Origin of the sequence: Curtobacterium sp. NPDC089185 (genome assembly GCF_040685235.1) — a bacterium.
Lineage (GTDB): Bacteria > Actinomycetota > Actinomycetes > Actinomycetales > Microbacteriaceae > Curtobacterium > Curtobacterium citri.
On sequence record NZ_JBFBHK010000001.1, the window covers coordinates 1 to 26,007 of the forward strand.

A 26,007-nucleotide genomic window follows, 5' to 3' on the forward strand; every position below is an offset into this window, starting at 1 on the left:
CACGCGGCCCGGGACGGCGCCTGCCGGGACGCTTCCCGAGCCGGTGCTCGCCGGGCCGGCGGTCACCGGGAGCTCCGGCGTCCGGTCAGCACGTCAGTCAGGGCACCCCGGTCGATCTTCCCGGTCACCAGCGCCGCGACGAGGGCACCGACCAGACCGAACACGACCACCAGGACGAAGCCCCAGAACCCGAACTGCAACGCCACGACGGCGAGGATCGCCCCGATCAGGGCACCGATCAGCGTGTTACTCAACGCGGGACTCCTTCTTGTCGTCGTTGTCGTCGTCGTCACCCGGGATGAAGACGTCCTGCACGGTCACGTTGACCTCCGCGACCTCCATGCCAACGATCTGCTGCAACGCACGCGCGACCGAGGAACGCACCCCGTCCGCGACCTGCTGCAGCGACACCGGGTACTCCGCGACGATCACGACGTCAGCGGCGACCTGCTTCTCACCGACCTCGACCTTCACACCCTGACCGTGGTCACGCTGCCCGATCGCGTCACGCAGCGCACCGATCGCACGAGCGGCACCGCCACCGAGCGAGTGCACACCGTTCACCTCACGCGCAGCGATCCCGGCGACCTTCGACACGACCGTGTCGTCGATCGTGGTCTTGCCCGACGTGCCCGAACCGTTCGCCTGCGAACCGGTCGTCCGCGTCGCCGTCGTGGCCGGGGTGGGGGTGGTGGTGTCAGCCATGTTCATGCTCCTCTCGAGACCCGCCGGGACACGTTCCCAGCGGTTGCTGTTCACGGATGAGACGGGGTGACACCGAGGTTCGTCACGTCCCCCGTTCCGCGTCCGGCGATTCCCCAGGAAACAGGCCTCAGGGGTCGATCTTGTCCCCCGATCGCGCCTCGTGCCCGTCGTTGTGGTGCGCAACCGGACAGCGTCGGTGCGTTCGGACCGGAAGGCGCGCGACGACGGACGGGAGGCGCCGCACCGGTCCGGTGCAGCGCCTCCCGTCCGTCAGGGGGCTCAGTGCGCGGCGAGCTGCGCCGTGATCAGCGTCGCCACCTGGTCGACGTGCGGTTCCCGGAGGACCGAGCTGTGCTCGGCGTGCACGCGGACCTCGTCGACCTCGCCACGGAGGTAGCGGGCCCACCGCGCCGGACCCGACTCGTTGCCGTCGGCGATGACGAGCGTGACGGGGCCGTCGTAGGGGCGGGGCTCGTAGCCGCGCGAGATGAGGAGCGCGTGGTCGAAGAAGGCGCGGAAGTGCCGCTGCCCCTCCCAGCGGAAGACCCCGGCGCCGTGGCCGCGCGCCCGGCGGGCGATGCGCGCGAACGGAGCGTCGAGCTTGCTCCGGAGCAACGCCGTCCCGGACGCCGCCCGTTGCAGCGCGCCGGGGAGCGCTCTCCTGGCCGGGCGCCCGAGGTCGAGCTCGCCGAACTCGACGACGTCGGCCTGCTCGGACGCCTGCTCGGGCAGGAACGTGTCGAGGAGGACGACCCGACGGACCTCGTGGCCGGCGTCGGTGAGCACCGCGGCCATCTCGAGCGCGACCAGGCCACCGAACGAGTGACCGACGAGCGTGTACGGCCCCTGCGGCTGCACGACGCGCATGAGCTCGATGTAGCGGCGGGCCATCGCGCCGATGCTCCGGTCGGGCAGTGCGCGGCGCTCGAGCCCGTGCTGCTGGAACGCGAAGAGGGGGCGGTCGCCCAGGTGCCGGGCGAGCGGGACGTACGTCAGCGCGAGCGCCCCCGCGCCGGCCACGCAGAAGAGCGGCTCGGCACCGTCGCCACCGCGTGCGGTGAGCGTCACGATGTCCGGGTGGCTCGGGACCGCCGCGGCGCCGAGGCGGATCCGCGCGGTGAAGGTGCGGAGGGTCGGGTGCTCGAGGAGCTCCGAGGACGGCACGTCGACACCGAGCCGGTCGGCGACGGCGGCGAGCATCTCCTCCGCGGACAGCGAGTCGCCGCCGAGTGCCGAGAAGTCGTTGTCGAGGCCGACGGCGGGGAGCTCGAGCGGGCCGACCGAGGGCAGGCCGAGGACCTCGGCCCAGATCTGCCCGACCGCGAGCTGCCACTGGTCGTAGGTGTCCTCGCCGAGTTCCTCGCCGTCCTCGCCGACGGTCGTGCCGAGCGCCGGGGCCTCGGGCAGCGCTGCCCGGTCGACCTTGCCGCGCTCGTTCCGCGGCAGGGCGGGCAGCGGCACGATCGACGTCGGCACCATGTAGTCCGGCAGGAGTTCGCGGAGTGCCTTGCGGATCGCGGCCGGTGACGGCGAGCGGCGTCCGGGCCGGCTCACCACGTACGCGACGAGCCGGGTCGGGGCCGGCGGTGCCTTGACGGCGATCACGACGGCCTCGAGCACGGCGTCGACCGTCCGGAGCGCCGCCTCGACCTCGCTGGGCTCCACGAGGTACCCGCGGACCTTCACGGCGTCGTCGGCGCGACCGAGCAGCGTGAGCACGCCGTGCTCGTCGAAGCGTCCGAGGTCGCCGATCGCCCACGTCGGGGTGCCGTCGGCGGTCGTCCCCGCACGGGTCGCGGTCACCTCGGGGGCACCCCAGTAGCCGCTCGTCATCGCGTCGGAGATGCAGACGACCTCGCCGCTCTCGCCCGGGTCGGCGAGGCTGCCGTCGGGACGGCGGACCTCGATGCGCTTGCCGGTGACGATCCGGCCGGAGGGCACGCTCCGCTCCGGGACGGGATCGCTCGCGCGGATCTCGTGCACGGCGTACACGGCGGTCTCGCTCGATCCCGTCCAGTTGCAGAACGACGTCTCCGCTCCGAGCAGCGGGCGGATGCCGGCGATGTCCGTGCCGGTCACCGCCTCGCCCACGGTCGCCACGAGGCGCAGGCCGCGCAGTCGGTCGTCCGACGGGTCGAGGGCACCGGTCATCGAGCGGACGAGGTGCGGTGTGGTGTGCAGCGTCGTCAGGCCGGCGTCGTGCACCCACGTGACGAGGCGGTCGACACCGGTCTTCCGGGGGTCGGCGACGTGCAGGGACGCTCCGGCGAGCAGCGCGGACAGGACCAGCGTGAAGCCGGCCGCGAACCCGTGCGGCAGGACCGACGCGATCCGGTCCTCCGGCACGAACCGGAAGGACGCGCGCTGGGCGACGGTGTCGACGACGATCTGCCGGTGCGTCATCGTGACGCCCTTCGGCGCACCGGTCGAGCCGGAGGTGAAGATGATGTCCATCGGGTCGCGCCCGCCGCGGTCGCGGGCCCCGGGGACGACGGCGATGTCGCCGGGGGTCGCGGCGATCACGCGGGCCTCGCCGAGCAGGTCCTCGAAGGGCAGGACCCGACCGTGCGCGGGCACGAGCGTGGCCGCGCGGTCGGCGTGCTCGACGTCCGCGACGACGTCGACGATCCCGGCGAGCGCCATCACGTGCTGCAGACGGGCCTCGGGCAGGAACGGGTCGAGCGCGACGATGACCCGACCGGCGTGGAGCAGTCCGAGGAGCGCGACGACCGACGCGGCCCCGTGCCCGACCATCGTGCCGACGGGGACGGTCTCGACGCCCGCCTCGACGGTGACACCGCGACCGGAGTGGTCGTCGGGCGTCAGGCGCTCGTGGAGCAGCAGGCCGAGCGCGCGGGCGGTGCGGTCGAGCTCGCCGTGCGTGGTCTCGCCGTGCTCGTCGACGAGCGCGAGCGAGTCCGGTGCGCGCTCGGCGACGGCGGCGAGGCCGTCGAGGACGGAGGTCTCGGTGTCCGGTGCGGTGGTCGTGCTGCTCGCAGCCCCTGCCGGTGCCGACACGTCGCGCGCCGTGCTCCCGGCGCTCACGACCCGGGTGGTGCGGTCGTCGGGGTGCGGCGCCGATGCCGCCCCCGTGGTGTCGGTCGAGATGAGCATGCGGGCCCCTGTTCACCGTGCTGCGGACTGTGGTCGGCTGACGCTAACCCGGCGCCGTGCTCCTGCGGACGGGCTGTGCGGGAACCCGCGGAGACCTGCGACTTCCCGCAGGCGGGCGGAGCGGCGGGGTGCGCGGTGCCGCGGGTTCCCGCACCGGGGGTCGCGGGGGCTCGGAACAACGACGAGCACGTCGCACCACGTGATCACGTGGTGCGACGTGCTCGTCGTCGTTCACAGACGCGTTGCGCCGACCGGTCCACCGGCGAGGGCGGGCTCCGACGCAGCGCGCGTCAGTGGATGCGGACGCAGCGCGCGTCAGTGGATGCGGAGCTGCGTCACCATCGGGCAGGCGAACGGGTCGCGGGCAGCGAGTCCGACGCGGTTGAGGTAGCGGACGACGATGCCGTAGGAGCGCAACAGCGTCGTCTCCGTGTAGGGCACGTCGAGGGTGTCGCAGTGGTCTCGGACGAGCAGTCGGGCCTGCTTGAGCGCGGGCCGCGGCATCGACGGGAAGAGGTGGTGCTCGACCTGGTAGTTCAGGCCGCCCATCAGGAACGACACCCACCAGCCCCCGCGGATGTTGCGGGAGGTGCGGACCTGGCGGGAGAAGAAGTCGACCTTCGCGTCGTGCGCGATCGTCGGCATGCCCTTGTGGTTCGGGGCGAACGAGGCGCCCATCATCACGCCGAACACGGCGAGCTGCACACCGAGGAACGCGCAGGCCATGCCGAACGGCAGGAACCAGAAGACGACCGTCAGGTAGATGCCGAAGCGGGCGACGAGCATCGCGGCCTCGAGCCAGCGGTGCTTGCGGTCGGCCTTCGTCCCGTTGCCGGTGACGATCGAGACGACCGCGTACCGGTGCAGGTTGAGGCCCTCGAGGGTGAGGAGCGGGAAGAACAGCCAGCCCTGGAAGCGCGTGAAGGTCCGCAAGATCGGCCCGCGGACCGCGGCGGCGTCCTCGGGCAGGAACCGGATGCCGTCCGGGCTGATGTCCGGGTCCTTGCCCACGGTGTTCGGGTTGCCGTGGTGGCGGGTGTGCTTGTTCATCCACCACGAGTAGCTCAGGCCCACCATGAACGTGCCGAGCCACCGACCCGCGTGGTCGTTCCACTTCTGCGAGGCGAACACCTGACGGTGGGAGGCCTCGTGCGACAGGAAGGCGAACTGGGTGAAGATCACGCCGAGCGCTCCGGCGACGATGAGCTGGAACCAGGAGTCGCCGAGGAAGGCGAACGCGACCCACGCCAGCGCGAGGCCGACGACGAGGCTGCCGAACACCGACCAGTAGAACCCGGTGCGGCGACGGAGCAGTCCCTGTTCCTTCACCTGCGCCAGCAACGCCGAGTAGGTCGAGGTGCCGTTGCGGCTGCCGGGGCCGGGTCGGGTGCGGGTGAAGCCGGGGGCGAGCGGGGTCGTGGTCATCGGGGACCGACCTTCCGTGGTGAGCGATCCTTCGACCGGTCCGAGGAGTTCACGCATCCGCGCTTCCGAGAACCGTAGGGTCGCGACCTGGGGAACCGCCTGGCGTTCCGCGGCGAGTCCGGAGAACGCGAGCGGGCCCGTCCGCGGGCGGGCGTGTTGCCCCGGATGACGCCGCGCGGGAATGCCCGACAGGTGATGTGCGATTGTACGGACCCGTGAGCACCGTCGAGCCCTCCCCCACGTCCGTCCCCGAGCCCGCCTCCTGGCACGCCTGGCGCGAGGCCCGTCGACAGCGGGTCACCGGACCGCAGGGCGACCTGGCGCTGGTGCAGACCACGTGGCTGCCGGACGGCGCGGAGCCGGACCTCGAGCAGGTCCTCGTCGGCCAGCCGGCCTCGGTGACCGCCACGGCCGTGCACCGGAAGGACATCGACACGGGCGCACCCGAGCACGGGTACCGCCTGTGGGACGCCGAGTCGCCCGCGAACCGCTCCTACGACGGCACCCCGGTCTTCCCGTACGACCCCGCGTGGCGCATCGAGGCGCGCTTCACCCCGGCCGAGCCCGGTCGCACGATCCCCTACGAGCACCTCCGCGACGCCGCCGGCAGCACGCGCGACCTCGTCGTCCCCGGGGACATCACCGCGACGATCGACGGTCGCGAGTACCGCCTCAGCGCGTTCGACGACGACGGCACGCTGCTGCTCGTGTTCGGCGACCCGACGAACCGCAGCACCGACGACGCCGAGCGCACCTACGGCACCGGACGCTTCCTGTTCGTCGAGCGGCCCGAGGGGTCGTCGACCGGCGAGGAGTCCGCGGTCGTCCTCGACTTCAACCACGCCTTCGTCCCGCCGTGCGGCTTCAGCGACCAGTACAACTGCCCGCTCCCGCCCGCGCAGAACCGACTGCACGTGCCCGTGCACGCCGGCGAGCGGTACGTCGCACACCGCGGCTGAGCCCGCCCCACCCTCCCCGACCCCCCGCTTCCCCACCAGGAGTCCCGTGAAGTCCCGCACCCTCCCCATCGTCGCCACCGGCGTCGCCCTCGCCCTCGCCCTCGCGGGCTGCTCGTCCGCGAACGGCGGGTCGTCGTCGGGCGCCGACGCGACCGTCGTCGTGGGCTCGCTCTACGAGCCGACGAACCTGTCGAACGTCGACGGCGGCGGCCAGGGCGTCAACGAGGCCTTCCAGGACAACGTGTACGAGGGGCTGTTCCGCCTCGGCGACGACGGCGACGTCACGCCGCTGCTCGCCTCGTCGTACGACACCTCGGAGGACGGACTGACCTACACCTTCACGCTCCGCAAGGGCGTCCGCTTCCACGGCGGCGGCACCATGACGAGCGCCGACGTGAAGAGCAGCATCGAGCGCGTCACCGCCGAGGACTCGCAGTCCTCGCGCAAGTCGAGCCTCGCCGTCATCAAGGCGATCGACACCCCGGACGACGACACCGTCGTGGTGCACCTGTCGCAGCGGTCGATCTCGTTCGTCTACAACCTGTCCTACGTGTGGATCGTCCCGTCGGCCGAGAAGTCGCTCAAGACCGAGGAGGACGGCACCGGTCCGTACGAGCTCGCCGACCGGAAGCGCGGGTCCTCCCTGACCCTCGACCCGTTCTCCGGCTACTGGGGTGAGAAGCCGAAGAACGGCGGCGTCGAGTTCCAGTACTTCACGAGCGCCTCGACCCTGTCGAACGCCCTGGCCAGCGGCAGCGTCGACGTCGTCACGAGCATCCAGTCGCCGGACGCCCTGTCCCGCTTCACCGCGGACACGAGCAAGTACACCGTCAGCGAGGGGAAGTCCACGACCAAGGAGCTCCTCGCCTTCAACGACGCCCAGGGCCCCTTCACCGACGTGGAGCTCCGCCAGGCGATCTCGGCCGCCGTCGACCGCAAGGCACTGCTCAAGGCGATCTGGGGCGACTACGGCACGGTCAACGGCTCGATGGTCCCGCCGACCGACCCCTGGTACGAGGACCTGACGAGCGTCAACGCGTACGACCCGGCGAAGGCGAAGGAGCTCCTCGCCGAGGCCGGCAAGGCGGACGGCTTCACCTTCACGCTCGACACCCCGACGTACGACCCGCACCCCGCCGTCGCGCAGTACCTGCAGAGCGCGCTGCGGAAGGTCGGCGTCACGGTGAAGGTCAACTCGATCAGCGCCGACGAGTGGTACACGAAGGTGTACCAGCAGCACGACTTCGAGGCGACGCTGCAGGAGCACGTCAACGACCGTGACGTCGTGTTCTACGGCAACCCGGACTTCTACTTCGGGTACGACAACACCGACGTGCAGAAGGACATCAGCGACGCCGAGCAGGCGTCCTCGGAGGACCAGCAGACGGCGCTGCTGAAGCAGGCGAACGAGCAGATCGTGCGGGACGCGGCCAGCGACTGGCTGTACCTGTACCCGCAGATCGTCGTGTCCGACAAGGACGTCACGGGATACTGGAAGAACGGGCTGAACTCGCAGTTCCCCGTCTCCGGCATCACCGTCGGGTAGTCCCCGCCCAGCCGAACAGAACCGACAGCACCGCCAGCCCGACAGGATCCCGCTCCCCCGCATGACCCGCTACGTCCTCCGCCGCCTCGGCATCCTCGTGGTGTCCCTGCTCGTGGCACTCGTGGTGGTGTTCGCGCTCCTGCGGATCCTGCCGGGCGACCCGGCGAACGCGCTGCTCGCCGCCAACGCGACCCCGGACCAGGTCGAGGCGGCCCGGCGGGCGGTCGGCTCCGACCTGCCGCTGGCGCAGCAGTTCGCCACGTGGCTCGGGCAGATGCTGCGGTTCGACCTCGGCACCTCGTTCACGAGCGGCCTGCCGGTGCTGCCGGACCTGGCGCAGCGGCTCGTCGTCACCGTGCCGCTGACCCTCATCGCCTTCGTCGTGGCCGTCGTGCTGGCGAGCGTGGTGGGCTTCGTCGCCGCGGCCCGGGCCGACCGCTGGTACGGCGTGCTGCTGTCCGGCATCACCCAGCTCGGCGTCGCCGTCCCGGTGTTCTGGATCGGCATCCTGCTCGTGCAGGTCGTGTCGCTGCAGTGGGGACTGCTGCCGTCGAGCGGGTTCCCCCGCGACGACTGGGCGTACCCGGGTGACGCACTCGAGTCCCTCGCCCTGCCGATCATCACCGTCGCGGTCGTCATGACCGCGTCCATCGCCCGCTACGTCCGGAGCGCCGTGCTCGACGTCCTCGGCGCCGACCACATCCGCACGGCCCGGGCCCTCGGGGCGTCGACCGCGTCGGCGTTCCTCCGGCACGGCGTCCGGTCCGCGGTCGTCCCCGTGATCGCCGTGCTCGGCATCGAGCTCGCGTCGACCTTCCTCGGCACCGTCGTCGTCGAGAGCGTGTTCGCCCTGCCCGGCCTCGGCAGCATGCTCATCACCGGCATCGAGCAGCACGACTACCCGAGCATCCAGGGCGTGCTCCTCGTCTCGACGGTCGCGGTGCTCGTCATCGGCTTCGCCGCCGACGTCGTGCAGCGGATCGTCGACCCGCGCCTGCGCGCGACCGTCTCGGGGAATCGATGAGCGCCCGCCGCTCGGCACGCCGCTCCGTGTCGCTCGTCGTCGGCGCCGTCTTCGTCGGCATCGTCCTCGTCACCGCCGTGGTGTCCCTGTTCTGGCTGCCGTACTCGCTGTACGACACGACCGGCGGTCGACTGACCCCACCGGGCGCAGCGCACTGGCTCGGCACGGACACCCTCGGCCGCGACCTCGCGTCACAACTGCTGGTGGGCGCGCGGATCGCCCTCGCGACCGGCCTCGGCGCGGTCCTGCTCGGCGGGCTCCTCGGCACGGCGATCGGCCTGGTCGCCGCCTTCGCCCGCCCGTGGCTCGACGACACCCTGTCCGCCGTGCTCGACATCGTCATCGCGTTCCCGACGCTGCTCGTCGCGATGCTGCTCGTGGCCGCCCGGGGCGCATCGCTCGGCACCGCGATCGTCGCGATCGGACTCGTGATGTCCGCCGTCGTCGCGCGCATCGTCCGCATCCTCGCCCGTCGCGTGCTGCGGCAGGACTACGTCACCGCGGCCCGCACGTCCGGCACGTCCTGGGCCGGCATCGTCGTGCAGCACGTGCTGCCGAACGCCTGGCCGACCCTCGCCGTGAACCTCGCGCTGCAGTTCGGGCTCGCCGTCCTCGCCGAGGCGAGCCTGTCGTACCTCGGCCTGGGCGCCCCGCCGCCGAACGCGTCCTGGGGACGCATGCTGCAGGACGCGCAGCAGACCGCCTTCGAGGCCCCCGCGGGCGTCCTCGCGCCCGGCATCGCCCTGGTGGTGCTCGTGATCGGCGCGAACCTGCTGGCGGACGGGCTGCGCGACGTCGCCGACCCGACCCGTCGCGGACGCGGCGCGACCCGGGGACGCGGGTCGCGCCTCCAGGCCGGACCGGCGGCCGCGGCCACCGAGACCGGAGCGACGGACGGGAGGCCCGCATGACCCCGGCAGTCCAGGTCACCGACCTGCGCATCACCAGCGCCGACGGCGCGGTCCTCGTGGACGGCGTCACCTTCGCCGTCGGCGACGGCGAGCGCCTCGGCATCGTCGGCGAGTCCGGCAGCGGCAAGTCGCTGACCGCCCTGGCGGTGCAGGGCCTGCTGCCCGCCGGTCTCACCGCGTCCGGGTCCGTCCGCGTCGGCGACGTCGAGGTGGTCGGCGCGTCCGAGCGCACGCTCCGGGGTGTGCGCGGCCGCGCCGTCGCACCGGTCTTCCAGGAGCCGATGACCGCCCTCGACCCGCTCATGCGCGCCGGCGACCAGATCGCCGAACCGCTGCGACGGCACCGGGGACTCCGCGGTGCGGAGCTCCGCGCCGCCGTCCGTGGAGCCGTCACCGACGTCGCCCTGCCCGACCCGGACCGCGTGGTCCGGTCGTACCCGTGGGAGCTGTCCGGCGGGCAGCGGCAGCGGGTCGCGATCGCCATGGCGCTCGCCTGCCGGCCCCGCGTGCTCATCGCCGACGAGCCGACCACGGCCCTCGACGTGACCGTGCAGGCGCAGGTGCTCGACCTGCTCGACCGCGCCGTCGCCGACCGTGGCATGGGACTGCTCTTCATCAGCCACGACCTGCCCGTCGTCGCGCGGACCGTCGACCGGGTCCTCGTGCTCGAGCACGGTCGGACAGTCGAGGAGGGCCCCGTGCAGGACGTCGTCCGGTCCCCCGCCCAGCCGTACACGCAGCGGCTCGTCGGGAGCGCCCGGGCACTGCAGGACGCGCTCGACGCCGGACGGAGGGGTGCCTGATGGACCCGTTGCTCGCACTCGACGCGGTCTCGTACCGGTACCCGGGCCGGAACACCGGCCTCGCACTCGACGACGTGTCGTTCGCCGTGCCGCCCGGCGGGCACGTCGGCATCGTCGGTGAGTCGGGGGCGGGCAAGTCGACCGTCCTCCGGCTCCTGCTCGGGCTGGCCGCGCCGCACACCGGGTCCGTGTCCTTCGACGGCGCACCGCTCGACCTGCGCGACCGGGCCGGCATGCGTCGCTTCCGTGCCGCCGTGCAGCCCGTCTTCCAGGACCCGTACTCGTCGCTCGACCCCCGGCAGCGCGTGGACCGCATCGTCGGCGAGCCGCTCCGGTCGCTCGCCGTGGCGTCCGGGGCCGAGGCGTCCGACCGGATCGAGGCCGCGCTCCGCGACGTCGGGCTCGACGGGGACGCCGGCCGGCGCTACCCGCACGAGTTCTCCGGCGGCCAGCGGCAGCGCATCGCGATCGCCCGGGCCGTCGTGTCCGGGCCGCGGGTGCTAATCGCCGACGAGCCGGTCAGCGCGCTCGACCTGACCACCCGCGTGGCGGTGCTCGAGCTGTTCGAGCGCCTCGCGGCGGAGCACGGGATGACGATCGTGCTCGTGTCACACGACCTGGCGGTCGTGGCACGGCTGTGCGCGAGCACGGTGGTGCTGCGCGGCGGCCGGGTCGTCGAGTCGGGAACGACCGGGCGGGTGCTGGCGGAGCCGGAGTCGGCGTACACGCGGGCACTGCTGGACGCGGTGCCGCGGTTGCCGGTCTGACACCGGGTGCGGTGGGGCATCGTCAGGGACCGGGTCCGCCCGCTCCGCACCGTGCGGACCCGGTCCGGCCGCTCCGCACCGTGCGGACCCGGTGCGGAGCGGCCGGCGACCGTCAGGGGCGGAAGACCGCCCGGACGCACCCGTCGGTCTTCTCCTTGAACATCGCGTAGCCGTCGGGCCCGTCGTCGAGCGGCATGACGTGCGTCGCCAGGTGCTCGGTGACGATCTCGTCGCGCGCCATCCGTTCGAGGAGCATCGGGATGTACCGCTGCCCGTGCTGCTGCGCGGACCGGAGCGTGAGTCCCTTGTTCATCACGGCCCCGAGCGGGAACTTGTCGACGAACCCGCCGAAGACGCCGAGGACGAAGAGGCTGCCGCCCTTGCGCGCCGCGAACACCGCCTCCCGCACCGCGGTGGGTCGGTCGGTCTGCAGCCGGAGCTGCTGCTTCAGCTGGTCGTACGCGAAGTCCGGTCCGTCCCGGTGCGCCTCCATCCCGACCGCTTCGATGCACACGTCGGGGCCGCGACCTCCCGTGAGCTCCCGGAGCTCGGCGGTCACCTCGCTGGTCTCGTAGTTCATCGTCTCCGCCCCGATGACCTGTTCGACCTGCGTGAGCCGCTCCTGGAAGCGGTCGATCACGACGACCCGCTCGGCGCCCAGCAGCAGCGATGCACGCGCCGCCATCTGCCCGACACCACCGGCACCCCACACCGCGACGGTGTCACCGCGCCGGACGCCTCCGAGGTCCGCGCCCATCCACCCGGTCGGCGCGGCGTCGGAGGCGAACAGCGCCCGCTCGTCGCTGACCCCCTCGGGGACGGCGAACGCTCCCTGGTCGGCGTACGGCACCCGGATGTACTCGGCGTGGCTGCCGGCCCAGCCCCCCAGCGCGTGGGAGTAGCCGTAGCAGCCACCGGGAGCCTGCCCCCACAGCATCTCCGGGATCCCCGCGTTCGGGTTGCCGTTGTCGCAGAGCGAGTAGAGCTCGTTGCGGCAGTACCAGCACCTCCCACAGCTGATGAACGAGCAGACCACGACACGGTCGCCGACCGCGTGCTTCCGCACCTCCGAGCCGACCTCGACGACCTCACCGATGAACTCGTGTCCGAGCACGTCACCGGCACGCATCGTCGGCACGTACCCGCCGAGCAGGTGCAGGTCCGACCCGCACGTCGTGCTCAGTGTCACCTTGACGATGACGTCCTGGGCATTGAGGATCCCGGGGTCGTCCACGGTCTCCACCGAGAGTTCGTTCACTCCGGTCCAGCACAGCGCCTTCACAGCACACCCTCGCCCTTCGCATCGTCCTCTGCCGCGTCCACCGCGCCGCCGAGCAGCGTGCGCGGTCGTTCGCCGTGCGGCCGCGGCGTCCCGCGTAGGACCTCGCCCGTCTCGAACACCTGCTTGGCGTCACGGAGTGCCGCACGCAGGACCTTCCCCGGGTCGTCTCCCGAGCCCGGGTCGGCGTCGGCTCGGAACCGGGCGTGGACCTCGAAGCCCTTGTCGCCCGGTGCGGGTTCGATCCGGACCTCGAGCGAGTCGGCGAGCCGTCGCAACGGCTCCGGGTACCCCCCCCTCCGGAACGCCTCGGCGTCGCCGAGCACGGTGACGGCCTTCCACCCCTCCGGGTGCGGGGCGTCCCCGTCGGAGGCGCGGCCCTTCCTGACCAGCGAGCGGGCGACGAGGCCCGCCGCCAGACCCGCGACACCGAGCCCGACCGCGGCAGCGGCCTTCCCGTCGGCCACGGTCAGGCCGCCTTGCCGGGCTTGAGCACGATCTTGGTCCAGCCGTCGTCCCGGTCGTCGAAGTGCTCGTAGGCGTCGGGAGCCTGGTCGAGCGGCAGCTCGTGGCTCACGATGAACGACGGTGACGCCTTCCCGGCGGCGACGAGGTCACGGAGCCGACGGTTGTACTTCTTGACGGGTGCCTGTCCGGTGCCCATCGTCTGGCCCTTGAACCAGTGCAGGCCGATGTCGAACGCGACCTGTCCCTGCTTCGCCAGCTCGTCCGCACCGCCGGGGTCCTGGGGGACGAACACGCCGACGGTGCCGATGCGCCCGGTGAACCGCACGGACTGGACCAGGCGGTTGAGCGTCAGGTTCGGCTGCTCGTCCCCACCCGGATCGTGTGCCTGGTAGCCGACGCACTCGCACCCGTTGTCGGCGCCGAGCCCCATCGTCTGCTCGAGGACGGCCCGCACCGGGTCGACCTTCGAGTCGTCGATCGCGATCGCGCCGATCGACTCCGCCAACCGGAGTCGGTCCGGGTGCCGGTCGACCACCATCACCTTGCTCGCGCCCTTGATGGTCGCCGACAGCGCCGCCATCAGACCGACGGGTCCGGCACCGTAGATCACGGTCTGGTCGCCCGGCTGCACGCCCGCCATCTCGGTCGCGTGGTACCCGGTCGGGAAGATGTCGGCCAGCATGACGTAGTCGGCCGACTTCTCCTCGGCGTCCTCGCCCAGCCGGAGGCAGTTGAAGTCACCCCACGGGACCCGCAGCAGCTCGGCCTGACCGCCGGCCCACGGACCCATGTCGGCGAACCCGTAGGCAGCGCCGGCCCACTCCGGGACGGGCTGCGCGGTGAGGCAGTAGTTCGTCAGCCCGCGCTCGCAGTTCTTGCAGTGCCCGCACGCCACGTTGAACGGCAGCACGACGTGGTCGCCGACCCGGACCTCGTCGACGCCGGGGCCGACCTCGATCACCTCGCCCATGTTCTCGTGCCCGAACCACCGCCCGGTCTCGAAGCTGGTCCGACCCTCGTACATGTGGAGGTCGGATCCGCAGATGTTCGTCGTGGTGATGCGCACCAGCACGTCGGTCGGGCGCTCGATCCGCGCATCCGGGACGTCCTGCACCGCGACCTTCCGTGGCCCCTCGTAGACGACTGCTCTCATGGTGTCCTCCTTCCAGGTACGGCCCGTCCGGCGGTGGACGCGGCTCGGTCGGTCACCCGACGGCTCAGTGTCCGGTCGTCGGGAGCGGAGCCGCCATCGGCAGACCTGCCCACGCGAATGCGCGGCCGACGGGCACGCGCCAGCGCCCCGGTGGTAGGCCAGCACGCAACGGACAGCTCGCTCCGTACCCGTCACCGATCGTCCGAGGGGGCCGCCACCCGTGACACCGAGACCAGCGCTCCGGCTCGTCGGGCCGGACGACATCGCACCCGAGGAGCGTCCCGACGCCGAGGTCGTCGAAGCGACCCGGGCCTCCTCGGCGGAGGACCGCCTCATCCGCGGGCTCGGAGCCTCGGCGGCACTCGTCGACGGCGTCCGGGCGGGTGTTGCCCTGCTCTCCCGACGCCGCGTCGTCCCCCTCCCGGGCCTGCGCGTCGACGAACTCCTCGGCCCCGGCTCCGCGGTGGTCGCCGCCGCGGACGACGCGATCCGCGACGGGGCGGACCACGCCTCGTTCCTCTGGCCGCGCGGGTGCCGGCAGTCACCCGACGGCTACGTCCGGGTGACGGTGCTCGCCTGTGACGGGGCACTCGGTCCGGCGGCCCGGGGCGTGGTCGTCCTGTCGCCCGCCCCGCGGCTGCGCGGCCTGACGCCGCGCGAACTCGAGGTGCTGGGGCACCTGGTCGAGGGTTGCTCGAACCTCGAGATCGCCCGAGCGCTCGCGGTGGCTCCGCGGACCGTAGCCGCGCACGTCGAGCACATCCTCTTCAAGCTCGACGCGACGTCGCGGACGCTGGCAGCCGTCCGCGCCGAGCGCGCCGGCCTCTACGTCCCCGTCGGGTAGCGCGAGCGCCGCGCACCGGGACCACCGTCAGGACACCAGGAGGCACCGTCATGTCACACCTCTCGATGCAGGCCGGGATCGCCGCGCTCGTCGGGCTCGCGGTGGCGGCGGTCGCCGTGCTCACGGGCGTGCCCGACCTGGCGCCGCTCCTGGGGTGGGTGGTGGCGTCGGCGGTGTTCCTCACCTGGGCATGGCGCCGCGCGTGGCCCGCTGACCCCGGCCGGACCCGGGCGCTCGCGCGGCACGAGGACCGGTCCAGGAGGCTCGTCGACGTGCTGATCATCACCGCCACGTTCCTCAGCCTGGTCCTGGTGGTGTTCGCACTCGTCCGCAGCCAGCAGCAGGACCTGGTCGGGTCGGTCGCCGCGATCCTCGCGGTCGTCGGGGTCGTGGCGGCCTGGGCGCTCGTCAACACGGTCTACGCGTTCAAGTACGCACGGATGTACTACCTCGACGACCACCACCGATTCGACTTCGACCAGGACGAGGAGCCGGCCTACAGCGACTTCGCCTTCACGGCGTTCTCGATCGGGATGGCCTACAGCGCGAGCAGCATCACGCAGTCGTCGACCCCGTCGCGCCGCATCGCCATGGGCCACGCGCTCCTGTCCTACTTCTTCGGCACCTTCGTGGTGGCGGTCGCGATCAACCTCATCACCGGGCTCACGCAGGGCGGATGAGGGGTTGCTCCTGCCGGAGACCGGTGACGAGGAGGGTCACCATCCGACGGGCGTCGTGGTCCGGGTCGCCCGGCGCGAACGCCACCAGGTCGCCGACCGCCCGGAGGAGTTGGTAGGGGGTCACCTCCGCGACGACGTCACCGGACCCGCGTGCGGCCGCGAGCAGGTCGGCCAGGACGGGGACGAGACGGTCGACGAACAGGGTGTGCAGCGCCGTGAACCCGGCTGCGTCGCCGTCCCACACGCGCGCCAGCCCGTGCTTCGTCCCGAGGAAGTCCACGAACTCGTGCACCCAGCGCAGGACGGCCGTGAACGGCGTCGGCTCCGACGCGAGCAGCGCGGGTCCGGACGCCGCCAGGCCGTCGATCTGGTGGCGGTAGACGGCCACGACGAGGTCCGACCGCGTCGGGAAGTGCCGGTACAGGGTGGCGACGCCGACCCCCGCGGCCGCTGCCACCTCGCGCACCGGAGCGCCCACGCCGGACCGCGCGAAGACCTCGGCCGCGGCGTCGAGGAGGGCCTGTCCGTTGCGCTGCACGTCCCGACGCCGGGACGGCTCGGGAACGGGGGCAGGAGCGGGGGCGGACGGCGGCACGCTCCGATCCTGCCATGTCCTGCGCCTCGTCGGAACCGTGTTCCGTTTCCTCTTGCGAAACGGATCAACGTTCCGTATCGTTCGGCGGGTCCGACCCTTCCGCTCCGCTCGAGAGGCCCCCGTGTCCCGATCAACGTCACCGTCCCCCGTCCTCAGCATCCGCCCCGTCCTGCTCCCCGCGCCCGACCGCGGCACCGACCTCGCGGTGCGGGTCACCGCACCGACGACCGGGACCGACCTCCCCGTGATCGTCCTCGCCCACGGCTTCGGCGGATCCATGACCAGCTACGACCCGCTCGTCGACCACTGGAGCGCGAACGGCTTCGTCGTCGTCCAGCCGACGTTCCTCGACTCGTCGACGCTCGGCCTGACGCCCACCGACCCGCGGTACCCGGTCATCTGGCAGCACCGGGTCGACGACCTCGTGCACGTGATCGACGAGGTGGACACGCTCGTCGCGTCCCTGCCCGGCCTCCGCGAGCGCGTCGACACCGACCGTCTCGCCGTCGTCGGGCACTCGTGGGGCGGGCAGTCGGTCGGGATGCTGCTCGGTGCCCGCGTCCTCGACGCCGAGGGACGTCCCGGCGCGGACCGCACGGACGACCGCGTGCGAGCGGGTGTGCTCCTGGCCACCACCGGCGTCGCGCGGGGGGACCTCGTGCCGTTCGCCCAGGAACACTTCGCCTTCATGGACCCGGACTTCACCGGGCTCACCACCCCGTCCCTCGTCGTCGCCGGCGACCACGACCAGTCGGCGCTCTCGACGCGCGGACCCGACTGGTTCACCGACGTGTACCACCGGAGCCCCGGCGCACGGCACCTCGTGACGCTCCACGGCGGTGAGCACAGTCTCGGCGGCATCCAGGACTACGCGTCGACGGCCACCACCGACGAGAGCCCCGAACGCGTCGACCTCGTCCGTCGCGCGACGACCGCCTTCCTCCGCACCGCCCTCGACGTCGAACCGGACGCGTGGGCCGAGTTCGCGGCGACGACCACCGAACCCGTGGGTTCCCTCGACTCCGCCCCGACGACACCGCTCCGCTCCGGACTCCGCGGTGGGGACCTCACGGAAGGCTCCGCAGCGTGATCGACGACCAGCACCCGGTCCCCACCGGCTTCACCGCATCCTCGACGGCCGACGACGTCCTCCGCGGGGTCGACCTCACCGGACGCGACGTCGTCGTGACCGGGGGGCACGGGCGCCTCGGACGCGAGGTCACCCGCTCGCTCGCCGCGGCCGGTGCGTCGGTGGTGGTGGCGGCACGCGACACCGAGCGGGCCGCTGCCGCGGTGGCCGGCATCCACGGGGTCGAGGTCCAACAGCTCGACCTCACGGAGCCGACCTCGATCGACGCGTTCGCCCGTCGGTGGGTGATGTCCGGCCGCCCCCTGCACGCCCTGGTGAACAACGCCGCCCTGCTGTTCACCGCCGAGCGGCTCGTCGACGCCCGCGGCAACGAGCGGGCCTTCTCGACGTCGCACCTCGGGCACTTCCAGCTCACCCGGGCGCTCCTCCCAGCGCTCCGGCGAGCGCACGGGGCACGCGTGCTGACGGTGACGTCCGGCGCCGCGCGGATCGGGCAGATCCACTGGGACGACCTCGCCTTCGCCCGACGGTACGACGCCGGTGCCGCCTACGCCCAGTCGAAGCGTGCCAACGTGCTCTTCACGGTCGAGCTCGACCGTCGCCACGCCGAGGACGGCATCCGCGCCTTCGCGGCACACCCCGGTGTGGTCATCGGTCCGGGTCCGCACGCTCCGGACCGGATCGCGGCCTACCGCGAGCAGGGCCTCGTCGACGAGCACGGCGAGACGGTCGTCGACCCCGACAACGGGAAGAAGACCGTCGAGCAGGGCGCGGCCACCCTGGTCCTCGGCGCCGCGAGTCCGCTGCTCGACGGGCTGGGCGGCGTCTACCTCAAGGACGGCGACGTCGCGCGGATCGACGACGAGGTACGGCCGCTCACCGCCGACAGCATCCCCGCCGACGCCTCCTCCGCGATGCTCGACCCCGACGACGCCCGTCGGCTGTGGGCGGTCAGCGAGCAGCTGACGGGTTGAGGTCGACGGCGGGGCCCGGAGTCTGGCCGGTGGCGTCGATGCCGCGCGATCAGCGCGTGATCTCGTCCTCCTACCCGGTGGGACCAGCGCTCCGCGCCCGTCGACCAGCGCGGACGGACGCTCCGATCTGGGCCACGGCGAGGAGCGACCAGACGACCGCCATCACCGTGTGGAAGCCGGACGGCTCGGCGACGGCCACGACGATCCAAACGACCGCCGGGGCGGCCCACACCCATTCGAGCCACGGCAGGCGCTTGCCGACGAGTCGTTCGAGGAGGCTCCGCTGCTTCGTCGCGATCACGAGCGCGAGGCCACCGCCGCCGTCGCGGTGGCGTCTCGCATCCGCCGGACGGGAGGCGCGTGGCCGGGCCGCCCCGCGCCTCCCGTCCGGCGGGTGCTGCGTCCCACCAGCCGGTGCGGTCCCGGTGCTCACCGTGCCGAGCCTGGTGCCACGGTCGGATGGCTTGCTGCTGCTCTTGAGCCCTCGAGCGGCGACACAGTGCCGCTGCCGCTGCCGCTTCCGCGACGACGCCGGTCGCGGTGTGTACCGGGGACTGCTCGATGACGCGCAGTTCGGCAGCAACCGTGCGTCACCCTTCCGGGAATCACTAGCAGCTGGAAGGCATTGTGAATGTGACGTACCACGTGCAAGATGGGCCGTGTCAGGCAGATGCCAGGCCCAGCGTCGCAGCTGGACACGGGAGGACCACCATGAGCTACTTCACCGCCGAGCCCGCTCGCTTCAGCCTCGTCGCGGCCGCCACAGCAGCCGTGGTCGGGTCGATGCTCATCGCCGGACCTGCTGATGCCGCAGAAGCTCGCATCACGTCCGAGGAAGCCGCAGCCATGCGAGCAGCGATGACCGACGCCGGCATCTCGGCGAGCGCGCAGGACTCGTTGATCGCGAAGTTGCAGTCAGGGCGACGTGCCGACTCCGAGCGTCTCGAAGCCCATCCGGTGTCCGTGATCGAGTCGACGCTCCCCGATGGCGGAACCTCGCGCGTGGCGACCTTCGCGGACGGGTCTCAGCGCACGACGTCAGAAGTGCCGATCACTGTCTCGGGAGCGGACGGGCCGATCACGACCTTCACGACGTTCGAGTGCAACCTCCTGCACTGCACTGCGCTCATGAGTCGAGCGCAGACGAAGACGATGGCCACCGGGTCCGCGGCGGCGAGTGCCATCATCGCAGCACTCTGCGGGCCGGCCGCGTGGGCCTGCGCGATCGGGGTCGGGATCATGGTCGACACGGCCAACCGGGCTGTCAACCAGGGCAGGTGCGCCGGCATCCGCAGGTTGACGACTGCGGCGCCCATCTGGCCGGTCATCGAGCCGTGCCGGCAGTGACCTTCGAGAGGACGGAGTGCGGACGATGACCACTGTCACGCGATCGAGCTTTGCACCGCGTACTCGCACAGGGCTGCTGATCAGTTCACTCGGATTCGCGGCGCTCGCGGCTCCGGGAATCGCCCCGGCCGTGGACGCCGCGGTCAGCCCGGTGATGGGGATCGGCTTCGTGGCTGCGATCCTGCTCACCTCGACCGTGCCGAGGCTGATCCGTCCCGGGCGGACCTGGTTCCGAGCTCCCGTGGGACGACGGTCCGCGACGGCCGTCTTCGTCGGGTCCGCGATCGTCGCACTGATCGCGGTGACGGCTCGCGCGTCCCATGGTCCGATCGTGTGGGGGCACGTCGCGACGGCCGTGCTCGTCCTCGGTGCGGTCGTCGTCGCGGCGCTTCCACCCGAGGGCACGCCTCGACGTCGACCCTGATCGCGGAGCAACGAAGCGAGGCCCGCAACCGTCCGGTTGCGGGCCTCGCTTCGTCACGGGGTGCTCGAGCATCCGCTTCGGTGGGCTGTCTTAAGAACTCGCCAAAGCCTGAGCCCGCGCGGGTCTTCGGATCGCAGGACGGCGCCGTATCCCCTGACGAGCAGCGGCCTATCCTCTGACGCTGCCCGCGCGTCCATGAGAGCCCCGTCATCAGGCAATTCTTGCCCTCGGGCTCTTCGTTGCCTAACGAGGGCCAGGACCGTCTGGAAGCCGCTACGTTGAAGCTGAATCACGAGGAGCGCCATCGCTTCTATGATGGGGGCGGTCGGATCCGGCCTGCTGAGGACGCAATCGACAGGTGAGCGGGCGGGAGAAACGTGGCTGACTGGAAACCTCTCTCCCTCGCGTCGCCTCTCTACTCCTCGCCATCCGTCACGACACCAGCGCCGGTGATGGGCAAGCTCGACGAGCTGCCCTTCACATCCCTCGGTTGGGAGGACTTTGAGCGGCTCCAACTCCGGATGATGCGAGATGTCGAGGGACTGCGCGACGCTCAGCTCTACGGCGACCGCGGTCAGGCCCAGCTCGGACTCGACATCGTGGCCCTAGCGCCGGACGGAGACGGCGTCGCACTCCAGAGCAAGGACTACAAGCGCTTCAACAAGTCGCATCTGACGGCTGCGATCAAGAAGTTCCGTGACACGAAGCGCCCCTTCGAGGTCGAGCGCCTAATCCTCGGCGTCGCGTGTGCGGTCAAGAGCACCGGTGCAGTCGAGGAGTTGGCAGTACAGCGCAAGGCGCTGTACCCGATCGTCCTTGACCTGTGGGATGCGCAGGAGCTCTCCACACTGTTGCGTAATCGTCCCGAGATCGTGATCGAGTACTTCGGTCTACCCACCGCCGAGGCATTCTGCCTGCCGTTCGAAGTTGGCCTCGCGCATGTGCCGTCCGCGGACGCGGCGGCTGTCCGTGAGGCGATCGCGCGCACACCAGAAGTATCAACCGGCGCACAGGTTCTCTTCGAGAAGGCGGCCGCCACGACCGTCCCTGCTGACGCGCTCACCCTCGTCGAGGAGGGCCAGTCGACTCTCCGGAGCGCGGGCTTCGGTCCCCACGCCTCGACGCACGACAAGGAGCGCGTCCGCCTTCTGGCGGTTGTGGGACGAGCTGATGAGGCAGCGCGTCAGATCCTCGACGACTTCTGGGTGGCGTTGGACCAGGGTCTGTCAACGACCGCCCAAATGACCCGATCTCGACTCGACGAACTGCCGAGCTCGGCGGACGCCGACGAGACCGTGGCTCGCTATCGCCGGGTGCTCGAGACGGCCATCAACCTCTACCAGAACCCGCTCGGTCACGTTCCAGAAGTTGCCAGCCTGCGGACGGGAGATCCCTTAGATCAGGCTCGTCTCGTCCTGTTGGCAGGCGAGACTGCGCTCGCTGGTGATCAGTCGGAGTGGCTGACGAAAGCCGTGCCCTCGTTCTCGGAGTACTCGTTACTCCCCGCGGTCGATGAGTCTCGGCGCGTGCGGCTCCGCATCCTTCTCGCAGAGTCAACCGGTGAGTGGACGGAGCTTCTCGACGACGCACGAAAGCTGAAGACGGGGTACGGCTTATCCGGCCTCGTCACTGCACGCCACGCGCGAAGTCTCGCCTTGCACCAGAAGTTCCGCGAGGCTGATCTCGCGTGGGACGAGGCATCCGGTGCCGCCTCGTTGGCCTCGCAGTGGGGTGAGGCATCGACTTGGATCTTCAGCCGACGCGCCTTCCGCTCGCGCTGGAACCCATTCACCAGCAATGAGCTACTCCCCCTGCAGACGGCAGTGCGGGAGATGGGTAGTTCCAGGCCGCTTCTTCCAACCTCGAGCGACGCGTACGTAGACGCGCTGGCCGCACTGAGTGAGGGGAACCTGCGATCGGCCTCCATCTCCGCACAGCGAGCACTACGCGACGCCATCACCACAAGCGACTGGGTGGGCGAGGACCGCGCTAGGAGAGCGCTCGCGTCAATCCTCATCGAGTCGGACGAGCCCGCTCTCGCCGCCCACCACCTCGCCCGAGTCGGGGCTACCAAACAGATCGAGGCTCTTGGAAAGTCCCTGACCTCTGACTTCATCGACATCACTCCGGACCTCGACGCTCCAAACTATTGGACGGTCGGCGCAGCCTATCGACTCCTGGGGACGCAGGCAGACCTCGTGCCAGACGATCAGGTCGATCTCATCGCCACGCGCATCACAGCCGAGCTCGACGCCGCGGAGAAGGGCACCTACCCTGACCTGCGCTGGTTTGCTACGTCGCGATACAACAACGCCATCAAGGCACTAGCTGGAATCGCCGGACGTCTCGATTTGACCGCCGCGGACGCCGTCCTCACGCACTTCGTCGCACAGCCCGCCGTCGAAGAGAACCACTACCGGTATCACGATGACGATGAGGCCCTTACGGTCGCCAGGATCGCGCTCACCCATCCGAGCTTGGCGTCGCGTGCCATCGCACACCTCGTGCCCCTCCTTGCACGTGCGCAGGGAGGCCGGAGTCAGACTGCCCGGGAAGCGATCGCCGCACACGCGACACTCGCGCACGACAAACTCGCCGAACTCGCCGAGGAGGGCAACAGCTGGGCTCAGGAGACTCTGGCGCTGGACGATCCAAAAGCCACAGACAGCGCCGTTGCCGCCAACGCACTGGCACGACTCACCACGCCACTCACATACGAGACAGGCGTCTACAGCGTTGGCACGGGCGCGGTCAGAGACTCACTGCTCATCAGCCACCTCGACGCAGGCTCACTCGACACGGCCGTCACGGAGCTTCTCGTCCGAGCAGATCATCCTCATCTCAGCTCCAGCGACCGGGGCGATTACCTGGTAGCCGCGAGCAATCTCGCCCCTCATCTCGACGAGGCGCAACGCTCCAAGCACTTCCCTACCGCGCTGCGACTCGCCGTCTCTCCCACACCATCAGAGCACGACGAGATGAATCAGCAGTTCACCCACAAGCTCGGCGGCCTCCGCATGAATGGCATGCCGCAACACAGCCGTGGGCAAGCACTAGCGCTCGCAGCCACGCTCGCTTCGACTGACGCCGAGCGCAAAGAGGTGCGGCGCGTTGTGTACTCGCTGTTGGGCGAGGACGCGGACTACTGGCCAACGATCGCGCTGCAACGACTCGGCGACACCGTCGACGACGATCTGACATTCCTCGCGGTGCAAGGCTGGGCGATCCGCAGTTTCGTCGCACTGCGTTGGTCGGAACATGGCAAGCCGGAGCACTTAGGCCCAAGGCTTGCGAGAGACCCTGATGCGCGCGTTAGGCGGGCCCTCGCCCGAGCGCTCGCGCAGCAGCCCGACGGCATCCATGCCGAAGTCGAGGATCTGCTCGCCGCCGACCCCGCATACAGCGTCCGAACCGCACTTAGGACTCCTGCACCCTAACGTTGGCAGCAGTCTCAACCAACGAGTTCATCGCCCCTCGAATCAGCGTAGGACACCGGGACCTACTGGCATGAGCGTGTCACAGTTGACGGATGGCCGTTGAGTTGGCAACTCCGCTGAACATGCGGCGCGACCAGACACTCAGAGAGGAAGGTCCACAGACTCTGCCGCGGGTTCCGCGGGTCCGTTAACTGCAGCGTTGTTCATCACCGAGAACAGCGCGACTTGTACCTTGCGCCGTTTAGCACTTGCAGCGACAAACATGTCTTGCTCCGAGGCCACCTCCATCTTCACGTCGTAATGAGCGGTGGACACGGCCCGTGCATCTCTGACGCACGTATCTCGCCACTCTGAGCTCGTCGCAACCACGCCGGACTCCCGCGTCCGCCACAACATTACGAAGTTCGAGACCCCGTGATCCGTCGTCGCTGGTAACTCGACTGCCAGCTTCCTCGAATCGTCGCGGAGCTTGGTTGGCGAGTACGCACCGAATTCGACCCGTGCTTCCTCGTTACGCTTCGCGTTGAACAGGCATACGTCCACCGATCGAGGCCGGCCCCGCTCACCTGTCAGAAAAGTCCGTTCCCAAACAGCCTCTGAACCGTGCGCGGCGAAACTCACGGCCCCCAGGCGCATGAAGCCGTCGACCACAGACACCTCGTACGAATCATGCTTGCCGGCGCTCCTGATGGCTTCAGTCAGGAGTGTGGCTCCTGCCTTCCGGCGCGCCGTCGCCGACACGGAGTCCTGCACCCAGCGTTCGACGCTCGCCAGCGCGACCGCCGCTTCCATGAGCATCACCAGTTCGTTCAGGTTCCCCCGGGCGGCCTCCGTCGGCCGCCCCGATCCCTGCCGATACTTGACGATACGCTTCCGCTCTCCCCCTAGAAGACATCCACTACCTGCCGCAGGCCGGTCGGCTGGCACTCACGATATCTATATAGTCCACGCCAGCACACTCGAGCACGTCGGCATCGTCGTCGCCACACATACTTGATGCTTGTATCCAAGCAAGGTCTCGACTAGTCTGCGTTCTCCGAGCACGTTGCCCAGGCCAGACACGGTCGTCGAAAGCGGTTCGACCGATCGAGATCATCCCGGTTCGCTCGAGATACCGGAGCCCTTCGCGACCTTCGTCCCGGTGATACAGCCGAGGCGAGCGACCGCGATTACATCGCGCCGGAACGCTTCCGCCATAATCAAATCCTTCCTCCGAGGACCATATGCTCGCAGTTTGGGAATCAACCGAACAGCCAGCGGTCCCCCGATTGTGTCAGGCGGACAATCGCTTGCAGGCGAACTCCCCAATCTGGTCCTCGATGAGGAACTCGTCCCCAACCATGTCCGCGTACACGGACGCGATGCCTTCCGGTTCGCCCGCGGCTCGGAAGCGGATGCGGTCAGAGTCTGTATGAATCAGATAGGCGCTGCACTCGCACGAAGTCATGAATGCGTAGAACCGCCCCTGGTGCGCTTCTCGCAGTAGGGCCGCGGGGTAGTAGATGTCGTGCTTGCGGCACAGCGCAGGGACTCTGATTGCGCCGTTCTCGAAGGCGCTCTGCGGGAGGTGAGCTGCGTGAGACCAGGGTCGCAGTCGCACCTCCCCACCCGTTGCGCGCAACATCCCCCCATCCGCGAGAGCGAGCAGAGACTTCTCCGTGCACGTCTGCCCCGCTGGCCACATCACCGACGTCTCCGATGGCCACAGCGCTGGCAACCCCAGCTCCGTCTTCGTGTCCGCCTGAAGACCTGGAGTAGTGAACCGCACGCCGTGCAGGAGGAGCGCTCCGACGACGATCGTCATCGCGTAGCCCTGGGGCAGCGACGGCTCGGGGAGACCTGGGATGCGAACCGTCAGCGGGGTGACGCGTACAGCCGAGAACCCCTTGATTCCCTCGAATCGGCCGACCCAGAACTGGCTGAAATCCAGCGGTTGCACCAGCTCGCGGCGCTCGTAGAGTGCCCTGTATTCCGACGGGGCGAGCCCGTAGCCATTTTCCCGCTGCTCCCTGCTGGAGAGGAGCATCGCGGTCAGCGCGGTCTTCTGCACCCACGTTGCGATCGCCGCCTGGTCTTGCGGCGCGATCATCCCGGGCTCGTCGAGGATCAACGGGGTCAGCACTCGCTGCGCGACCGTTTCGAGGTTGCTCATCCATCCGTTGTTACAAGAGGCGCAGAAGCTCTTCACTGTCTGCCGGAATGGGGGCTGCTCCCCCATGTCCCGCGGCAGAGCATTCAATGGGCCCGCGTGATGACGCATGGGAGCGAGATCTAAGCCAGTCCTGCTCACCCACTCACCGAAAACGTGCTCGCGGGTCAGGGGACCCACCGACCCGCAGAAAGCACATGATTCAGGCATGCACCCATTCTCCGGCACGGGTGCCGCTCCTCGACCTGCAAGACGCGTGATCGCTCTGAGGCCAGGGAACGACGAGGGATCAGGTGGGTCATCGCCGGCATCC

At 70.3% G+C, this 26,007-nt stretch carries 24 protein-coding genes; 13 read left to right on the forward strand and 11 right to left on the reverse strand.

Going from position 1 to position 26,007, the window contains the following annotated elements:
* Positions 1-62 precede the first annotated feature (62 nt).
* The 4 genes from AB0N84_RS00005 to AB0N84_RS00020 form a co-directional block, all read right to left on the reverse strand.
* Positions 63-254: a DUF2273 domain-containing protein gene (locus AB0N84_RS00005; protein ID WP_069712986.1), complete on the reverse strand. Its 192-nt coding sequence runs from the start codon at positions 252-254 to the stop codon at positions 63-65.
* Positions 247-705 (reverse strand): Asp23/Gls24 family envelope stress response protein, encoded by a 459-nt coding sequence (locus AB0N84_RS00010; RefSeq protein WP_363542912.1) that lies wholly within the window; start codon positions 703-705, stop codon positions 247-249. Before AB0N84_RS00010 ends, AB0N84_RS00005 begins: the two co-directional genes overlap by 8 nt.
* Before the next feature lie 279 nt (positions 706-984).
* Positions 985-3,819: a non-ribosomal peptide synthetase gene (locus tag AB0N84_RS00015; RefSeq protein ID WP_363542914.1), complete on the reverse strand. Its 2,835-nt coding sequence runs from the start codon at positions 3,817-3,819 to the stop codon at positions 985-987.
* Positions 3,820-4,134: 315 nt separating this feature from the next.
* Positions 4,135-5,244, reverse strand: a complete 1,110-nt coding sequence (locus tag AB0N84_RS00020; protein ID WP_363542916.1) for an acyl-CoA desaturase — start codon at positions 5,242-5,244, stop codon at positions 4,135-4,137.
* A 215-nt stretch (positions 5,245-5,459) separates the two neighbouring features.
* On the opposite strand from AB0N84_RS00020, the gene AB0N84_RS00025 reads away from it, so the two are divergent.
* The 6 genes from AB0N84_RS00025 (at position 5,460) to AB0N84_RS00050 (ending at position 11,254) form a co-directional block, all read left to right on the forward strand.
* Positions 5,460-6,203 carry a DUF1684 domain-containing protein gene (locus AB0N84_RS00025; protein WP_363542918.1) on the forward strand — a complete coding sequence of 248 codons (744 nt, stop codon included), beginning with the start codon at positions 5,460-5,462 and terminating at the stop codon, positions 6,201-6,203.
* A gap of 46 nt (positions 6,204-6,249) precedes the next feature.
* Positions 6,250-7,749 carry an ABC transporter substrate-binding protein gene (locus tag AB0N84_RS00030; protein ID WP_363542920.1) on the forward strand — a complete coding sequence of 500 codons (1,500 nt, stop codon included), beginning with the start codon at positions 6,250-6,252 and terminating at the stop codon, positions 7,747-7,749.
* A 61-nt stretch (positions 7,750-7,810) separates the two neighbouring features.
* Positions 7,811-8,773 (forward strand): ABC transporter permease, encoded by a 963-nt coding sequence (locus AB0N84_RS00035; protein WP_363542922.1) that lies wholly within the window; start codon positions 7,811-7,813, stop codon positions 8,771-8,773.
* On the forward strand, positions 8,770-9,684 hold the full coding sequence (locus tag AB0N84_RS00040; protein ID WP_182047504.1) for an ABC transporter permease: 915 nt from the start codon (positions 8,770-8,772) through the stop codon (positions 9,682-9,684). The genes AB0N84_RS00035 and AB0N84_RS00040 overlap by 4 nt, the downstream gene beginning before the upstream one ends.
* Complete coding sequence (locus tag AB0N84_RS00045; RefSeq protein WP_363542925.1) at positions 9,681-10,487, forward strand: ABC transporter ATP-binding protein; 807 nt, start codon at positions 9,681-9,683, stop codon at positions 10,485-10,487. Before AB0N84_RS00040 ends, AB0N84_RS00045 begins: the two co-directional genes overlap by 4 nt.
* On the forward strand, positions 10,487-11,254 hold the full coding sequence (locus tag AB0N84_RS00050; RefSeq protein WP_363542927.1) for an ATP-binding cassette domain-containing protein: 768 nt from the start codon (positions 10,487-10,489) through the stop codon (positions 11,252-11,254). The genes AB0N84_RS00045 and AB0N84_RS00050 overlap by 1 nt, the downstream gene beginning before the upstream one ends.
* A gap of 112 nt (positions 11,255-11,366) precedes the next feature.
* Here AB0N84_RS00050 and AB0N84_RS00055 read toward each other — a convergent pair whose 3' ends face one another.
* Genes AB0N84_RS00055 through AB0N84_RS00065 form a run of 3 tightly spaced genes read right to left on the reverse strand, consistent with a single transcriptional unit; the run spans position 11,367 to position 14,154 of the window.
* Positions 11,367-12,497: a zinc-dependent alcohol dehydrogenase gene (locus AB0N84_RS00055; protein ID WP_363542929.1), complete on the reverse strand. Its 1,131-nt coding sequence runs from the start codon at positions 12,495-12,497 to the stop codon at positions 11,367-11,369.
* A gap of 35 nt (positions 12,498-12,532) precedes the next feature.
* Positions 12,533-13,000 carry a hypothetical protein gene (locus AB0N84_RS00060; RefSeq protein ID WP_363542931.1) on the reverse strand — a complete coding sequence of 156 codons (468 nt, stop codon included), beginning with the start codon at positions 12,998-13,000 and terminating at the stop codon, positions 12,533-12,535.
* Between the two features lie 2 nt (positions 13,001-13,002).
* Positions 13,003-14,154, reverse strand: coding sequence for a glutathione-independent formaldehyde dehydrogenase (locus AB0N84_RS00065; protein WP_363542933.1), 1,152 nt, complete (start codon positions 14,152-14,154; stop codon positions 13,003-13,005).
* Between the two features lie 220 nt (positions 14,155-14,374).
* Between AB0N84_RS00065 and AB0N84_RS00070 the strand changes: the two genes are divergently transcribed.
* Both AB0N84_RS00070 and AB0N84_RS00075 read left to right on the forward strand, forming a co-directional pair.
* Positions 14,375-14,998 (forward strand): LuxR C-terminal-related transcriptional regulator, encoded by a 624-nt coding sequence (locus tag AB0N84_RS00070; protein WP_363542935.1) that lies wholly within the window; start codon positions 14,375-14,377, stop codon positions 14,996-14,998.
* Between the two features lie 50 nt (positions 14,999-15,048).
* Entirely contained in the window at positions 15,049-15,678 is a 630-nt protein-coding gene (locus tag AB0N84_RS00075; RefSeq protein WP_363542937.1) for a DUF1345 domain-containing protein, read from the forward strand.
* On the opposite strand, the gene AB0N84_RS00080 is transcribed toward AB0N84_RS00075, so the two are convergent.
* Positions 15,662-16,273 carry a TetR/AcrR family transcriptional regulator gene (locus AB0N84_RS00080; protein ID WP_363542939.1) on the reverse strand — a complete coding sequence of 204 codons (612 nt, stop codon included), beginning with the start codon at positions 16,271-16,273 and terminating at the stop codon, positions 15,662-15,664. The genes AB0N84_RS00075 and AB0N84_RS00080 overlap by 17 nt on opposite strands.
* Before the next feature lie 121 nt (positions 16,274-16,394).
* Between AB0N84_RS00080 and AB0N84_RS00085 the strand changes: the two genes are divergently transcribed.
* Both AB0N84_RS00085 and AB0N84_RS00090 read left to right on the forward strand, forming a co-directional pair.
* Positions 16,395-17,363: an alpha/beta fold hydrolase gene (locus AB0N84_RS00085; RefSeq protein ID WP_363542941.1), complete on the forward strand. Its 969-nt coding sequence runs from the start codon at positions 16,395-16,397 to the stop codon at positions 17,361-17,363.
* Positions 17,360-18,337 carry an SDR family NAD(P)-dependent oxidoreductase gene (locus AB0N84_RS00090; protein WP_363542943.1) on the forward strand — a complete coding sequence of 326 codons (978 nt, stop codon included), beginning with the start codon at positions 17,360-17,362 and terminating at the stop codon, positions 18,335-18,337. The genes AB0N84_RS00085 and AB0N84_RS00090 overlap by 4 nt, the downstream gene beginning before the upstream one ends.
* Before the next feature lie 70 nt (positions 18,338-18,407).
* Here AB0N84_RS00090 and AB0N84_RS00095 read toward each other — a convergent pair whose 3' ends face one another.
* Positions 18,408-18,638 (reverse strand): hypothetical protein, encoded by a 231-nt coding sequence (locus AB0N84_RS00095; RefSeq protein WP_363542945.1) that lies wholly within the window; start codon positions 18,636-18,638, stop codon positions 18,408-18,410.
* Between the two features lie 410 nt (positions 18,639-19,048).
* Between AB0N84_RS00095 and AB0N84_RS00100 the strand changes: the two genes are divergently transcribed.
* The 3 genes from AB0N84_RS00100 (at position 19,049) to AB0N84_RS00110 (ending at position 23,545) form a co-directional block, all read left to right on the forward strand.
* Positions 19,049-19,684 carry a hypothetical protein gene (locus AB0N84_RS00100; protein WP_363542947.1) on the forward strand — a complete coding sequence of 212 codons (636 nt, stop codon included), beginning with the start codon at positions 19,049-19,051 and terminating at the stop codon, positions 19,682-19,684.
* A 130-nt stretch (positions 19,685-19,814) separates the two neighbouring features.
* The gene (locus AB0N84_RS00105) at positions 19,815-20,108 is read left to right on the forward strand and encodes a hypothetical protein (RefSeq protein WP_363542949.1); all 294 of its coding nucleotides are present in this window, start codon (positions 19,815-19,817) and stop codon (positions 20,106-20,108) included.
* A 452-nt stretch (positions 20,109-20,560) separates the two neighbouring features.
* Positions 20,561-23,545 carry a hypothetical protein gene (locus AB0N84_RS00110; RefSeq protein ID WP_363542951.1) on the forward strand — a complete coding sequence of 995 codons (2,985 nt, stop codon included), beginning with the start codon at positions 20,561-20,563 and terminating at the stop codon, positions 23,543-23,545.
* A gap of 141 nt (positions 23,546-23,686) precedes the next feature.
* On the opposite strand, the gene AB0N84_RS00115 is transcribed toward AB0N84_RS00110, so the two are convergent.
* Together AB0N84_RS00115 and AB0N84_RS00120 are read right to left on the reverse strand one after the other, a co-directional pair.
* A complete protein-coding gene (locus tag AB0N84_RS00115) occupies positions 23,687-24,343 on the reverse strand; it encodes a hypothetical protein (protein ID WP_363542953.1) in 657 nt (218 codons plus the stop codon).
* Between the two features lie 475 nt (positions 24,344-24,818).
* Positions 24,819-25,697 carry a hypothetical protein gene (locus AB0N84_RS00120; protein ID WP_363542955.1) on the reverse strand — a complete coding sequence of 293 codons (879 nt, stop codon included), beginning with the start codon at positions 25,695-25,697 and terminating at the stop codon, positions 24,819-24,821.
* Between the last annotated feature and the right edge of the window lie 310 nt (positions 25,698-26,007).